We start from the raw sequence: 14,748 nt of genomic DNA on the forward strand, positions 1-14,748 counted from the left end.
GACGGATCGTTCAGACAACTGAAATCCTGAACCGTGACGATACAGCTATTTCGACGTCAGTTGCCAGACGGGATGATCCGAACTGGGGCCGTCGACCAATGCCTGCACAGCTCTTGAAAGTAAGACGAGAGAGGGACCATCTTCCGGATACTGCTCCAGAAGCCTGGCCGTTAAGTGTGCCGCAGTTCTGAACTCACCCTTCTCGAACGCAACGCGAGCCTGTTCGTAATCGTGGAACAACCGCTCTGACAGTCGGTCCGTAACGAGTTCGATCAGTTCAATTGGCTCGTCAACATTGAAGACACGGGCGTCACACAATTTTCGGCGCAAAAGGTCGTCTGAAAGCTGCTGGCTTGTCGAACCTGTGATGAGCAGAGAGGTGTTGAGATGTCGTGTTGCGCCGACAACCCGACTGGCGACATTCACCGCTGTACCGAGCGGGCTGTATTTGAACTTTCGACTCGAACCAGCGTTTCCGACTTTCACAGTTCCGGAGTTGATGCCGATCGACAGCTCGATTCGTTCTCCCAGTTGTGCTTCCCAGCGCTGGTTGATTTCCGGGAGCGTTTTCTGCATGGCAAGTGCTGCATGACAGGCCAGAGTTGCATGGTCTGCTTGAGCTCGTGGAGCACCCCACATTGCCATCAATTCATCGCCGATATAGTCGACGAGAACGCCTCCGTTCGTCAGAACACAATCGGACAGAATGTCCATCATGTCGTGAATCCAATGGAACGTTTCGGTCGCTCCAATGCGTTCCGAGATGCGACTGAATCCGCGAATGTCGCAGAACAGTAAGCTGACTTCTGCATCCTGACCTTCAAGCAGGCCGGGATTCTGTTCCAGTTCGGCAGCCAGTTCTGGAGTGAAGAACTGTTCGAACTGAAGTCGCATCTGGTCGGCACGCTGCTGCTGTTTCAGTCGCGCCAGACCTGCTGCAATCCCGCAGGCGAGCAGTTCCATCAGGCGAGCATCAAGAGCTGAAATCTCTTTTGAAGAATCCAGTGACAGACTGCGGTGTCGATCGCCATAGAGAACGCAAATGACATTCCCTGCCTCATCAAGAATCGGTGCTCCGATGACCGCGTTCACATGAGTCAGGCTGGCGGATTCAGAATGATCCGGGTTGGTATCCCAGAATGTGCGTTTTTTCTCTTCAACGCTTTTGAGAACCTGCTGGCTCGGGGACGTGGCGTGATATGTGAAGTGACTGGCCGAGCGAGCAGTCGCCTCTTCCCAGATGCCAGCCTTCTTTCGTAGAATTCGGACGATGTCAAACCCGATTAACGCGAGAGCCCCTTCCATCGCGCTGGAAAACAATTCCTCTTCGTTTCTCGCGCTGAGGTAGACATCCATGATGGTCTGCAACGCCCGCACGAGTGGTTCCGGGGCACGCGTACGGATCAGCGGCAGAGCGTCGAGCTTCCCGCGTTCGCCGAGATGCTGCTGGCCCGGCAAGATGGTTGCTTCCGGAAGCTCCTTCAGGTCAGACCCTGATTCTTCTGCACTGAACGTGATAAAGAGTCTGGTTCCCATCGTGACGGAGCAGGGGAGCTCAATTGTCGTCCGCTGACCTGGCGCGAGTGTTGGTCGCCCCTTCAGTTGGAGGGTTGCTGACGTGCTCAGATTTGTCAGCTCAATGCGGTTCGCTTCACGGACTTCGACTCGAAGCTGGCGCCTGGAAACCGCAAGTTCTGTGGTCGCAGCGACAATCAGGCGTGTCCCTTCTGGCGTCGTGATTGCTCGAAACGGCTCAGGTTCTCCGGGCTGTTGTCGCCCCAGCTCAATCTGGTTGCCAGTCAGCGGCATCCCGAACACAACTTGATTGTCGGAAATGATGCTGACGTGGTAACCCATATCACTGCTTAACTCGTTTGAATGCCCGGGGGCGAATCGGCTTGGTCATGTTCCTGATCGGAGTTTGATCCAGTCGCGGACGTGACGGTTGGGGAAGCTGATGTGGACGAATGCCGCTGCTACTTGGCCCAGTCAGGTGGTGCAAACAGCTTTTCGACTTCGACTTGGAAGTCTGGAAGTGCCGGTTCTCCCTGAAGCACGTCATTCGCTTCGAAACGTCGTGTGGCTGTGGTGATTTGATTCACGATATGGACGGATTGTTGAATGGGGTCAACCAGCCAGAGTGATGCGATTCCATGTCGTCGATACGCCGTGATCCGATCGTTGATTGTGCCCCGTCGGTCATGCGTCGACAGCAACTCGATCACCAGATTGGGAATCGTGAGCGCGATCTCATTATCCGTTTCCGCAAAGCGATCGCCCTGCGTGAAGTAGCTGATCGCAGGAAACAGAATCGTATCCGGCTTTTGCTCAACATGGATTCCAAGGTCGAAGCAAGCGTAACCGTGCAAAGTACGGTGTACATACTTTGACAACGCCTTGGAAAGATTGAGCACGGTTGTTCCATGCTCCAGGTCCGGCGGATTGAGCGACACGGGGATGCCGCGAATCAATTCAGACCACTGACCTGCATCTGGAAGTTCGCTGCGCTGTTCAAGAAAATCCTGACTGCTCATCAAACGCCGCACGGTCGCCTCACTGATCTACATTTAAGACCAACACCAGTATCGTTGCTCTCTATTGTAGAGACCAACTCGGGAATGCGTCTGCTGCGAACCACCAAATCGTCAGGAATTTCACGGGCAGGCGAATTCATTCTCTAACAAGCAACGGATCGACAGTCCGGTTCATGCCTGTCTTGGCCGCTCATCTGCCCACGCAACACGACGCTCTTTCTGAATGTGTTTTAGGCGAAAATGGGGCTGACCTGCAGAGCTGTCCATGTCTGCGCTACTTTTCCTGGCGGGAGAATCTGCAGGCCAGCATTGATGTCGCGTGGCTCCAGATTGATCGCGTCTGTGATGCAAGTATACGGCTCAATACAGACTGCATCTCGGCCCGGAGGTGTATAAACAACAGCCTCGCGGAAGTACTGAGAATCGCAAATCTGCGTCAGCTGAATTCCGGCTTGTGGATCGAGAATCGTACTGCGGACCGTTCCGCCATCGGATTGCCAGCCAGTAAAGACATCGTCGAACTTCAGCTCACTGAAGCGGGCGCCAGTTCTCAACGGGGCATTGTTCTCAACACCGATTCGTCGACCGGTTGGCAAATAGTCCTGCAATTCCCATTGCTCTGAGACAGGAACTTGTAGTTCACATTGTGCGGCACTGCTGTCCGGACCAAATGGCAACCGGAAGTAAGCATGAGTTCCGAGGCCCCAGGGGAGCGGCTTCTTGTCACAGTTCGTGATGCGGAATTGACATTCGAGTCGGCTTTCGGCAACCCGATAACGAACGTCAAGAATGAAGTCGGCCGGCCATGAATTCTTTCTGGCAGGATCGTCGACTTTCAGGTGGAACTGGCCTGTCACGCTGTCTTCGGTCTGATGAGTCACTCGCCAGGGGCGGTCGTAACAGAACCCATGAATTGCATTCGGGCCATTTTCAGGGAGTGGAATCTGGTACTCCTTTCCCTCAAAGTTGAATTTGCCGTCTCGAATGCGATTGGGGAATGGAAAGAGAATCGGGATTCCGTAACCGCTTGGGCGATACTGGCCGTTCAAAACATCATCTGGCGAATCAATGATTTGTACCGTCTGACCGTTCACCTCAGCTGAGAAAGAGATGCAGTTGAATCCCAGTTGTGGAGCGATTTCTGCCGTGGCATTGCTGTAAGAATCGACAATGCGAATGGATTCGGCCATGACTCTGATCTCTTGTTCAAAGAGGAGATTGTGGGAGCATTTTACCCGCAGGAAGGCGGTTGAGTCGGCCCAGTTTCTCTGGGTTGACGTAACTGCAACTTGAAAATGCGGGACTGATGAAAGCCGAAGAACGGCCGAAAGGAAAACTCCCGGCCGTTCTTTGGTATCAACTCTGATTGTTGACTGATTAAAGTGTTCCGTTCCATTGCTGGAAGCGGGTCATCAGTTCATTTCGCTGATCTTCCAGATCTGGATATTCCCAGAGCTGTTTCAATGGATAATTCTCTGGAATCGGCTGCCCCTGCAGTTCGAGGGTATGCCGCCAGATGATCAATGCTTTCAGTGCTTCTTCGACGATCTCTTCTTCGTCTGAGAGCAGCAGGTTGGTTTCAGGGTTTACCTGATATTCCTGCATGACCTGAGCGAGTTGAAGAAGTCCTTGCTCAAGGTTCACTCGGGCTCCATCGAAGTCCTGTACCTGACGATAAAGACGACGACCTTCAGCCAGCCGGTAGCGAGCAAGTGTCATTGTTTCCCGCTTTTCGATATCGCAGTGCAACTTCCAGTATGGATAGGAAGTCATTTTGCGGTAACGATCCTGCCAGTCCTTCTTCTGTTCGAAAGGAACCTTTTCTTCTTTGGCGATGACGTCGAGTTCTTTCAAACCAGCTTCATCGTTTTCAAGCAGCAAGACTCCGAATCCGGCTGACATGAATTTTCGGCGTCCGTAGTCGCCTGTCCATTCATCATAGGCCTGATCCCAGGCAGCCCGAACCTGCTTGGCCCATTCCATGTAGGCGGCCTGAACCTGATCCGGTGACATGGCGTCGAGGTCGGCCTGCACGCCATCTTTCTGCATTGCCTGAGCATAAGACATCAGAGAACGGTACGGGTACGCCAGGAACAGCGAGATGTCCATGATGTGTTGCTCGACACCTTTACGTTCGAGCAGATTGTTGGCGTCCTGATACCATTTCCTGGCGACCAGATAATGGTCCTGATGTTCCGGGTTGATGTCTTCGTCTGGTCCACCTTTCCAGCGATTGGTGTCTGGATCGGACAGGAAGAATTTACGGTAGGTTTCCTTCTCGTCCGCGTTCCCGAGCTTTGTTCCCAGGAATGTTCCCATGTCGAAGTACAGTTCCGGGACGAGACGGTTACGAGAAACCCCTCGTTGAAGGAACTTCGCCCCTTGCTTGACCCAGTAATAACGGTCAGCAACAGCGTCGCACTCGTTTGAGACGTTGTACGCGAGATTCCAGGCCTGAAAACGCCAGACCGATTTGAAGTGTGGCTGCAGCAGAATGATCGACTCGACTGTCTGCTCAAGCTGAGAGAAGTCTTTGCGGTCTTTGTATTCGTCTGCTTTGGTCCAGAGAACGCTGGCCGCGACTCCCCGCATCCCGAGCAGAACGAGATTCATCGTCGCGCTGGTCGGGTCGACATCGCCGAGGCTGGCTTCTCCAAGGTCGTGCTTGGCTCGCAGGTGTGCGAGCGAAATGCCTCCTGTTGCTCCCGCCTTGGTTGACGGGGCACCGAGTAGAATTATTGGAATAAGCAGCACAACAGCGGTGCTGGCATACAGGATCTTCCGTTGCCGGACAGTGAGCTGATTCATCATTTGTGTTCAAGCTCCCGCAATTGCAAGCTGAAGTAACCGAGGATGACAAACGGAATAAAAAACGCGAAAGTGATGGCGATGCTTGGGAGCAACATTGATCCCCAAGGGACATCGAATCCATTCGCAGGGTATTCACTGGTATTGAAATAGCGGAGATCCGGGATCATCGCGTTGACGATTCCCATCATTCCGAAGACACCTTTGTCAATTGTTTTGATCAATGTTGTGCCGATGTTGTCCGGAAGTGGACTCACTTCATTCATCTGGGTCAGCAGACGATACATCGATTCAAACGATCCCCCACCGATCGGGCCTTCCTGAACGGCGAGTCCGTCCAGAATCTTTTGGATACGGGTTCGGAAAACGAACCCGATGAAGATCAGACTGCTTGTCAGAATGGTGGCAACTGGCCCCTTCACAAAGCAGCTGCTGGTGGTGCCGATGATGACGATCAGCATCAGCAACAGCCACAGGCCGAGACACGCTTTGCTGTAGGTTGCAAGGAACGTGCGGTCCGGCATGCGGACGAACATATCGTGGTGTGCGACCCCAATGTATTGCTGTGACTCGACGGCTCCGACTTCGACAGTCAGTTTGCCATCGTGAATCAGGTCATCAAACAGGTTGACCTTTTTCTCCGGGGCATTGATGTCGTAAGTGTCTCGGTAAACCAAATCTCCATCGAGAACGACAGTCGTTGAATCTGCATTGACCGAGTGCTCTTGCACTTGATAGGTCCCGACTGGAACCCGGAGCTTCGTCTTTGGGTTATAAAGAGAAAGTGTGTACCGCAACTGCTGGTTCACGTCCCCTTTATAGGTTCGGAAGGCTTCGAACGACTGCTCCAGTCGCAACTTTCCTTCATTCTTCAACTGAGCCACATTCAGGTTCTCGAACGTCCAGATCGCTCTGGCGTTGGTTCCCCCTTCAATGAAGCTGCGGTAGTCCCAGATGTCGCCGACGTTGAGACCTTTGCCAGAGACCCCGGTTCGGTCAAGGAATTCTAGGGATGTGGCGTAGTGTGGAACGCGTGCAATTAACTGGTTTTGTGCTTCTGCTGGAACTTTCTGCCAGATCCAGAAGTAACCAAAGGTTGCAGTGACTGCGAGGATCAGTGTCAGGACGCTGGCGTAGCCAAGCATACGGCCGAGCACGATTTCACTGCGTCGAACAGGCTTTGTCACGACGGTGTGCAGTGATCGGGCTTTGATGTCCGCGGGAATTCCCCAGCAGGCGACCAGCAGTGCCATCACGATCAGCAGGAAGCTCATCGCTGTCATCACGAAGATGATGAACGGTTTGGCAATGCGATCCGAGGATGATGATCCAAGGAACCAGCCGGCGAACATAAAGAGAAACACAAACAGCACGCCAATCATGAAGGCTTTGCGTCGTTGTGCTTCTTTGAACGTTAAAATGGCAATCGCAAGGATGCGTTGCGGGGCGAGAAGAACTAAGTCGGTGAATCCCCGTTTCAGGGTTAATGCAACGACGCGTGGACCTGACGAACCGTATGCAGCCAGTGAGGCGACAAGTCCGACCATCAACGCCACACAGGCACTGGCGACCAGCACCAGTAACCAGTGCAGGATGCCCTGTATCAGGTTAAATGAGGCAATCTCTACGACCATCGGTCAGCCTTCGAATGTGATTTTTCGAGGTGTTCGAAAGCAGGGGACGAAACGTAAGTCTGTACGTCGATTTTTCGTCATGCTGCTCGCTGGAAACAGGTCCTCGAAACGCCTTTTGAAGTTTGGTGGAAAACCTGGAAATTCCAATTGTCAGTGACTGTCAGCCGACATAACACGAAGTGGATTGAACCGCATTTTTGTCAGGTCTTCGACACTCGGCGACTGGTGATTTCCTACGAAGTCGCCTTTTCGCTTGCCGGGCGTTCGCCTGGCTCGAAGCGGCGACCTGGGCGTTTTTCGCTCTCGGACACCGTGTGCAAAAACAAGTCTTCCAGTGTCGTGGTCGGGTGTGACACTTTCTTCAGATTGGCCCCATGGCGAGCCAGAACTTGTTCGACGTCCTTCAAGGCTTCCGGGCTGAGTTCGCTCGTCAGCATCTGGGTTTCTTCGCGGGATTCGAGCAGTTCCTGTACGCTTCCGATCACTTTCAATTCTCCGCGGTAGAGAATCGCGATGCGGTCGCAAACATCCTGCACGTCGGCCAGCAGGTGACTACACATCACCACTGTTTTGCCTTCTTTACGCAGGTCAAGAATCATGTCTTTCATATCCCGGGTACCGAGCGGGTCGAGACCGCTGGTCGGTTCGTCGAGGAGAACCAGTTCCGGGTTGTTAATCAACGCCTGAGCCAGACCGATACGGCGAGTCATCCCTTTGGAGTACTCTTTCAGCTGACGGCGACGAGCTCCGCCTTGCAGCCCGACGCGTTCGATCAATTCGTCACAGCGTTTCTTACGTTCTGCGGCAGACATCTTGAACAGGCGACCGTAGAAGTCGAGTGTTTCGTCTGCGTTCAGGAAGCGGTAAAGGTAAGACTCTTCCGGCAGATAACCGATGCGTTGATTCTTTTCGACGTCGTGAGCTGGGCGCCCGAGGATCTCGACTGTTCCCTCTGTCGGGAAGAGAAGACCCAACAGCAGCTTCAGTGTGGTTGTCTTTCCTGATCCGTTCGGCCCGAGCAATCCGAAGATTTCTCCCCGTTTGACTTCAAGGCTCAGAGAGTTCAAGGCTTTGACTTTGGGGCGTCCCCAGAAGTCGCGATAAACCTTCGAAAGATTGCGAATCTCGATGACGTTGTCGGACACGATGGTGAATCCCCCTGCTTCTGTCTCGCTGTCGGCAGCTCAGGTCAACCGGTAACGAAACAAAGAATCAGAATCTGCAGAACGCAAAAAACAGGAAATAATGAACACAGGTCAGTTCTGCCGTCCGTTGAACTGGAAAGCAGGAACTCATTGGAAAACAGGACACCAATAATAAGCCATCCGTGAAGGGGAGTGCCGTTGGCGATCGTTTTGGATGTCACTGGAATTCAGTGAAAACGTGATTAAAAACGAGCGACTTCGGAACCCAATATTCGCAATGAGAGTCCATCTCAGGCGGCATCAATAAAAATACTTTATGTGGTCTACTTTACGGGGCCTTCATGTCGCTTTCAAGAAACGCGCAGCCTCGTTGCCGCAAAGCGACTTATTCGGGCAAAATTTCCGGAAGAATCGAAGAATTCGCTCCCGTATTGGCTTTGGTTCCAACCGGTTCGTATTATTGTGGACACCTCCTCGTCCGTTCTCCGGGTGGTCTGGCATTCACGGGTGATTGCATTTGATCCAGCTTGGGTGGTCAAGGTGCTTTAAATCGCCACCAGTTTGGGAGTTGATTCCAATTCTGGTGCATTCAGACGACGCAGTCTTAAGCTGTTCGTGTTAATTTTGGAGGAACGACCGGTGATCGGCGGCCCTTTGCTCGTTCGAGACTTGCTGACTCTGCCGCGAAATCCAAAGCATTTTGGGCTACGGGCCGGTTATGTTGCGACGCTTTGTATTCTGATCTACACCGGGGCGCAGACGGCTGCCGGACTCTCGCCAATGCGTGGGCTGGGGGATATCGCCCAGTTCGGCGCATCGATCTTCGGGATTATCTGTGTCTTTCAGATGGCGGTGGTGCTGGGGGCGACATTACTGCTTTCAGCTGGCAACATTGCGCAGGAGAAAGACCGCAGGACACTGATTCTACTGCTGATGACGGACCTGAAGGCGGCTGAACTGGTCATCGGAAAGTCTTTGGCCAGTATTTTGCCTGTTGCGGTCATGCTGGTGGTTTCGCTGCCAGTTTTATGCTGCCTGAGAATGCTGGGGGGAATCACGCTTTCACAGATTATTTGGGTGGAAGTGTTGTGCGGGATCACCTGTCTAACGGCTGCTGCCTGGGGAACGCTTGTTGCCTACTGGCGGGAAAAAACGTTTCAGATTCTGGCAATCACGATACTGGGGGCAGGCCTGTTTATCGGGCTGGCCGAAGCTATCTATGGTCTCGCCGGACCTTCCAGTCTGATCGGACAAATTGCCGGAGCGTGTGATCCGTTTCGCGCGTTGCACAAGGTGCTTCACCCGCTCGCTTACAGTTTGCAGGGAGGAATTCCTCCAGTCGATGCGACCTTATCCGTGATTGCGATGGGAACGCTGGCGATTGCGATGTGGGTGTTTACCTGCTTCATGGTGCGCGTCTGGAATCCATCGCGCGCCATGTACATTCAGGTGGATGAGAGTGAACCTGCGGAAGTTGAGAAGGCGCCAGCGACGACGGCGATTAAGCCGCGAAATGTTTGGGCTCACCCGATTCTCTGGCGCGAAATCTGCACTCAGGCATACGGCCGCAAAGTCGGGCTGATCAAAATTGCGTACGTGATTTTTGCCGTCTTCTGTGTGCTCTTGCTGAGTCGTCTGCCGACCGATACCCCGTTGGTTTTTGGTGCAATTTCCGGCACTGGGCTGGTCTTTGTGCTGCTTTCACTGGCGTCGTTGATTCTTGTGAATGCTCAATCGGTGACATCGTTGACGTCGGAGCGAGATGGGCAGACGCTGGAGTTGTTGCTGGTCACTGAAATCACCCCGAGCGAGTTCATCTACGGCAAGTTGTGGGGCGTGCTCTTCAATACTAAAGAACTGATCGCGATTCCGCTGTTGCTGGTGTTAATGAGCTTTCTGAGATCGGAAATCTCGGTGGGCCCGTTCGTTTGTATCGCTCTGTCTTACTGCACGTTGATCCTGTTCTCTGCAGTGCTGGGGTTGCACTCCGGCATCTCGTTTCAGGCATCGCGAGCGGCGATTCTCAACAGCCTTGGGACGATCTTCTTCCTGTTTATCGGGATCTTCGTCTGCATGATGTTGATTGTGGAAGCAAGAACGAACTTCGTGCTGCAGTTGCTTCCATTCCTGGTCTTTATTCTTGGGGGAAGCCTCGCGCTGGGAACGTCGCTGACTCATCAGAACCCGTCTCAGGCATTGATGCTCGCTGCAGGAGCGTTGCCATTCGTGACGTTCTACGCAGTGGTGAGCTTCCTGCTTGGCGATTCGCCGGCAGTCTGCTTGTCGATTCTGGCTGCTTACGGCGGAACAACGCTGGCGATGCTGGTGCCTGCTGTCAGTGCATTCGACGTTGCTCTCGGAAGAACCGTGAACGACCGCGGCTAGAGGTAGGGCAGAAGTAGGGCAGGCTCCTGCCTGCCTTCCTGGACGTCGATGGTGGCTGCATGTCTGATTATCGCCGAGCGCATGTCCCGGGAGGAACGTTTTTCTTCACCGTGGTGACCCATCGTCGTCGGCAATTGTTCCATGTCGCCCGAAATCGAACGTTACTGGGGGAAGCCATCCGAGAATGCCAGCGGAAGTGGCCTTTTGAATTGAATGCCATTGTGCTGCTGCCAGATCATCTTCATGCAATCTGGACATTGCCGTCAGGAGATGGCAATTATTCCGGCCGCTGGAGTGTCATCAAGAAGACCTTTACGACGCAATTTCTGGCGGACGGCGGTTGTGACACGAAAGTCTCGGCAGGGAAGTCTCGCGAACGTCGCCGAGGTGTTTGGCAGCGCCGCTTCTGGGAGCACACGATCGAAGATGAAGACGATTTCACGGCTCATTTCGACTACATTCATTTTAACCCAGTGAAGCACAAGCTCGTGAGCTGCCCCGGTGATTGGGCAGCGTCAAGTTTTCATCGCTGGGTGAAAGCTGGTGTTTATCCCGCTAATTGGGGATGTGGCAAGCAACCTCCGCCAGTTCTTCCAGTCACCAAAGGGGATTATGGTGAATAGGGAGCGAGGTAAATTCTCTTACCCTTCAAGGAAGGCAGGCAGGAGCCTGCCCTACGGTCACTGCCAACTTATGGCACCGGCGAAGCTGAGGGCTGTGACAAAGAAGACGGTCGATACAAACAGAGAGCCGTTGAGTGCGATTTGTGCTACGGCTGTCGCGTCTTCTGTTGAATCGCTCCCGATCATGTAAACAAGCAGCAGTGAGAATACTCCAGCGAGTTGACAAAAAATCCCTAACGCGAACAGCACGCCCGGGATGCCCTTGATGAAGGGGCGTGGCATATTCTCGCTTGGCATGGTTTCCCCTCTTTCGCTCTCTCGTGAACGATTGCTGATGTCCGTCGCGTCGATCTTCATCTACTTCGGAGGAAGGTGGTCGGGAGCCTGCCCTGCAGTCACTGTCGGGCTTGGTCTGAGATTATTCTGTGGACAGTGGATATTAATTTGTGTCCTCCCGAAACAATGCAGTCGGGACGACCTGGGATTCGTAGCTCGATGCTACTCTCGTCTTCGTTGAAATTCATAGATATGATGACAATTCCTTCATCTGTAATTGAAATCTGTGATGGAATGGAAAGGTACTGTTTATCTGCTGTTGATATTACTTCTAGGTCGTTTTTGGATTCACATATTGCACGTAGGTCATCTCTGGAAAGCTCCCAAGACGTTGGTTTTTCTTTTGAATTAAGTTGTTCATGAAGCTTGTTTGTGATGCTGTCGTTCAGGTGGAGATTGTTGTTTATGTTTATTGTCAGGCGGCGGAAGCTGGCCTGACTGTCGGGGTCACGGGTGCAGAACCAAAACTCAAAGAAATTCCTCACCCATGCTGTGTCGATGGTGTCAGGAATGCGATTTCGTGAGTTAATCGAAAAAGTGAGTATGAGTGTAACCGCACATCCCAATGCCAGGAGCGTTGCAGTCACGATTGGGTGCTTATTAGTTGTTGTTCTCATTGCTCGCAATCTGAGGTCGGCTGTGGCCGGGCATGTCAGTTACGCAGGTTGAGGTTCGCGAATTTGTCTCTCAGCCTACTCAATTGTGGTGAGGTTTTCACATTTTCAAAATAAAAACGCCGAGTCTTCTTCTGGGTGAAGGAGACTCGGCATTTGTGGTTCAGGCTCAGTGATTTGAAACTATTAATTACTCGGCTGCTGAAACGGTTTTCGTGCTGGCTGCGTCCGGTTGGTAGACCCATTCTGGGGCTCCTGAATACAGGAACTCGCTGTTGTTCGGATCAAAGCGATCGCCGGGGCGGTGGAATCGCTGGACGATCACTTTTCGCCATGTTTGCGGTTCGTTTCCTGCTTCGGAGCGAACTTCGTAGGCGTTGGTGAAACCGCCGAGAACGATCTTGAAGAAGCGGGTGTCTGGATTGACCCCTTTGAAAGTCGTCGCGCCGTAGATCCATTTCTGGTCTTCAGCGTCGGCTGGAGTCGCGTTCGGGAGGTCTTGGACGACCGTGACCATGTCGAGGTACGAATTCCGCTCCACCTGTTTCAGCTGAGAAATGGCGGCTGGCAGGATTTCATCCTGAATGATCTGCTTGGGAACTTCCGTCGCTGGGTCATCGTAGGTGACAAGAGTCATCTGCGGGATGAACTTCAACGGGCCGGGCAGGGGATCAAGTGTGTTGATCGGAGTGGAATCAGCCGCTGCCTGTGGCGTGACCGGGCGGACGATTGAGCGCCAGGCCAGATACCAGATCTGTGTTTTGGTCGTTTCGCCGTTGACTGGATTGACTTCGTCGACCCAGACCAGACGAACTGGTTTCATCTGGACTTCCATGGTCCAGTAGTCCGGCTGCCGTGAAAGTTCAACGGCGCTGGCAGCAGCTGGAGCAGTTCGGTCAAACCCGCGAGTGATTTGGGCGTGCGCCGCTTGAGTACCGGAAAGCAAAGCACAACAGACGACCGCTCGCGCGGCGTTTTTTCGGTTCAGCAATTGGAGCAACGAGGGAAGCACAATGATTTCCTCTGCGGTATAAATTCAAGCTCGTCGGGAGAGCACGTCGGTTCGAACAATTAAGTTTCGTCTGCCTGTGCAATCAGTCTAGCCGAGTTTTCTGCAGATTCGAAACTCTGCGGACTTGTTCCCTGCGAATTTTCGCAATGACGCCACTGAAATTCGCTCTGGTTCGTTGCCCGGCCTGCCTGCATGCGCAAACATCCTTCTCCATCCTTTCGAATCTCGGGACGGTTCGCGATGACATAACTCCTGAAATGCCGTGATTTTTCGATTGTGTCGTGTGGAGTTTGTCGAATCTTCAGGCTTCACGTTTTCAGCGGTTTTGCAGGTTGGAGTGCTTGCTTCGCCTATACGGATTTTAAGCCACCAAACCGACGTTCGCGGCTGGCGAAATCCTGGAGGGCGGACAAAAGGTGTTGCTGTCGAAAGTCTGGCCACAAAGTTTCAGTGACCCAGAGTTCTGCATAACTGATCTGCCAAAGCAGGAAATTGCTGATTCGCATCTCACCTGCGGTCCGGATCACTAGATCGGGATCGACCATGCCAGCGGTGTAGAGATGCGACGAAATGGTTTGTTCGTCGATGTCGTCGGGGGAGAGCTCCCCTGACTGGATTTTCAGGGCGATTCTCTTGGTCGCCTCAACAATTTCGTCGCGAGCTCCATAGTCGAGAGCCAGACAAAGGCGCATTCCGGAGTTGTCGCGAGACATTTCGATTGTGGTGTTCACCTCACCGAGAATCCGAGGCTGCAGGCGGTCAGTGCGTCCGATTGTGGAAAAGCGAATGTTCTGCCGCATGATCTCGTTTCGTTCCGCGATGACGAAACGCTGTAGCAGGCCCATCAGCAGGTCGAGCTCAAGTCGTGGACGCTTCCAGTTTTCACTGCTGAAGCAGTAGAGCGTCAGCTGTTCGATCCCGAGTCGAGCCGCTTCTTCAACGACGGCTCGAACACTGGAAACTCCTCTCCGATGCCCTTCGATTCGTGGCATTCCGCGGTTCTGTGCCCACCGACCGTTGCCATCCATGATGATCGCAATGTGTCGGGGAAGTCGCTCTGGACTGAGCCCGATTGCTGTCAGCTGATCATGGGTATAAGGAGATTCAACTGCCACGTAACGTTTTCCAGGACACGTTCTTTCTCATTCCGGTGACAGGCTTTCAGGCGGTTGTGGCCTTGGAACCGTTCTTCCGGCTGTGAAAGACGTAAGGTTCGATCAGAAAGTGTTCCGTGAAGAGTTTGGCGTGCTGTTTTTAACGCGACCTGCCTGATGATTCCGACTGTAGGACGAGTGATGTCTGGGCCGGACGGACCGTTTTTCACACCGGTGTTCACCTGCAACTCTTCATCGTGGACGCTCCACTTCTCGATATTGTGACGGAACGTTGACTGATCAGCAATCACATCAGGTAATGAACACGACAGATGTTCAGAGTTCGTTCCGGATTGAATAGAGCATTTTTGAAGCCTTTGCTGGGGGCGTTACTCGTTCAGACAGCAGGATGCATCAGTGGTGCGTCTCGACGCAGCATTCTGACTCGCTGGATGAACAATGGATTCCCTGGCGGGGATTTCCTGAACGCACCTGAGCGAGTCGTTCTTCGGAACCTTCCTTTTGCGGAATGAACTTTCGTATGATGTCCTTGCTGGAATAGA

12 protein-coding genes are annotated in these 14,748 nt (G+C 53.1%); 3 read left to right on the forward strand and 9 right to left on the reverse strand.

The features are described from left to right. Positions 1–45: 45 nt before the first annotated feature. From SH527x_RS19815 to SH527x_RS19840, 6 genes are all read right to left on the reverse strand, one after another. The gene (locus SH527x_RS19815) at positions 46–1,857 is read right to left on the reverse strand and encodes an adenylate/guanylate cyclase domain-containing protein (RefSeq protein WP_437192422.1); all 1,812 of its coding nucleotides are present in this window, start codon (positions 1,855–1,857) and stop codon (positions 46–48) included. Between the two features lie 119 nt (positions 1,858–1,976). Beyond that, positions 1,977–2,546 carry a Uma2 family endonuclease gene (locus tag SH527x_RS19820; protein WP_437192423.1) on the reverse strand — a complete coding sequence of 190 codons (570 nt, stop codon included), beginning with the start codon at positions 2,544–2,546 and terminating at the stop codon, positions 1,977–1,979. 218 nt (positions 2,547–2,764) lie between these two features. Next, on the reverse strand, positions 2,765–3,724 hold the full coding sequence (locus tag SH527x_RS19825) for an aldose 1-epimerase (RefSeq protein WP_437192424.1): 960 nt from the start codon (positions 3,722–3,724) through the stop codon (positions 2,765–2,767). Between the two features lie 187 nt (positions 3,725–3,911). Beyond that, the gene (locus SH527x_RS19830; RefSeq protein ID WP_437192425.1) at positions 3,912–5,345 is read right to left on the reverse strand and encodes a hypothetical protein; all 1,434 of its coding nucleotides are present in this window, start codon (positions 5,343–5,345) and stop codon (positions 3,912–3,914) included. Then, on the reverse strand, positions 5,342–6,976 hold the full coding sequence (locus SH527x_RS19835; RefSeq protein WP_437192426.1) for an ABC transporter permease: 1,635 nt from the start codon (positions 6,974–6,976) through the stop codon (positions 5,342–5,344). The genes SH527x_RS19830 and SH527x_RS19835 overlap by 4 nt, the downstream gene beginning before the upstream one ends. A 233-nt stretch (positions 6,977–7,209) precedes the next feature. Beyond that, on the reverse strand, positions 7,210–8,124 hold the full coding sequence (locus SH527x_RS19840; protein WP_437194657.1) for an ABC transporter ATP-binding protein: 915 nt from the start codon (positions 8,122–8,124) through the stop codon (positions 7,210–7,212). Positions 8,125–8,760: 636 nt separating this feature from the next. On the opposite strand from SH527x_RS19840, the gene SH527x_RS19845 reads away from it, so the two are divergent. Beyond that, a complete protein-coding gene (locus SH527x_RS19845; protein WP_437192427.1) occupies positions 8,761–10,506 on the forward strand; it encodes an ABC transporter permease in 1,746 nt (581 codons plus the stop codon). Positions 10,507–10,565: 59 nt separating this feature from the next. Next, positions 10,566–11,129 (forward strand): REP-associated tyrosine transposase, encoded by a 564-nt coding sequence (locus tag SH527x_RS19850; protein ID WP_437192428.1) that lies wholly within the window; start codon positions 10,566–10,568, stop codon positions 11,127–11,129. Between the two features lie 57 nt (positions 11,130–11,186). Here the strand turns inward: SH527x_RS19850 and SH527x_RS19855 are convergent, their stop codons facing one another. Next, entirely contained in the window at positions 11,187–11,486 is a 300-nt protein-coding gene (locus tag SH527x_RS19855) for a hypothetical protein (protein ID WP_437192429.1), read from the reverse strand. A gap of 338 nt (positions 11,487–11,824) precedes the next feature. Here SH527x_RS19855 and SH527x_RS19860 point away from each other — a divergent pair, with 338 nt between their 5' ends. Continuing rightward, positions 11,825–11,989, forward strand: coding sequence for a hypothetical protein (locus SH527x_RS19860; RefSeq protein WP_437192430.1), 165 nt, complete (start codon positions 11,825–11,827; stop codon positions 11,987–11,989). A 280-nt stretch (positions 11,990–12,269) separates the two neighbouring features. Here the strand turns inward: SH527x_RS19860 and SH527x_RS19865 are convergent, their stop codons facing one another. Both SH527x_RS19865 and SH527x_RS19870 read right to left on the reverse strand, forming a co-directional pair. Next, positions 12,270–13,091, reverse strand: a complete 822-nt coding sequence (locus SH527x_RS19865; protein ID WP_437192431.1) for a hypothetical protein — start codon at positions 13,089–13,091, stop codon at positions 12,270–12,272. A gap of 350 nt (positions 13,092–13,441) precedes the next feature. Continuing rightward, a complete protein-coding gene (locus SH527x_RS19870) occupies positions 13,442–14,206 on the reverse strand; it encodes an isoprenyl transferase (protein ID WP_437192432.1) in 765 nt (254 codons plus the stop codon). Positions 14,207–14,748: the final 542 nt, after the last annotated feature.

It is taken from the genome of Planctomicrobium limosum, assembly GCF_051465645.1.
Classification (GTDB): Bacteria; Planctomycetota; Planctomycetia; order Planctomycetales; family Planctomycetaceae; genus Planctomicrobium.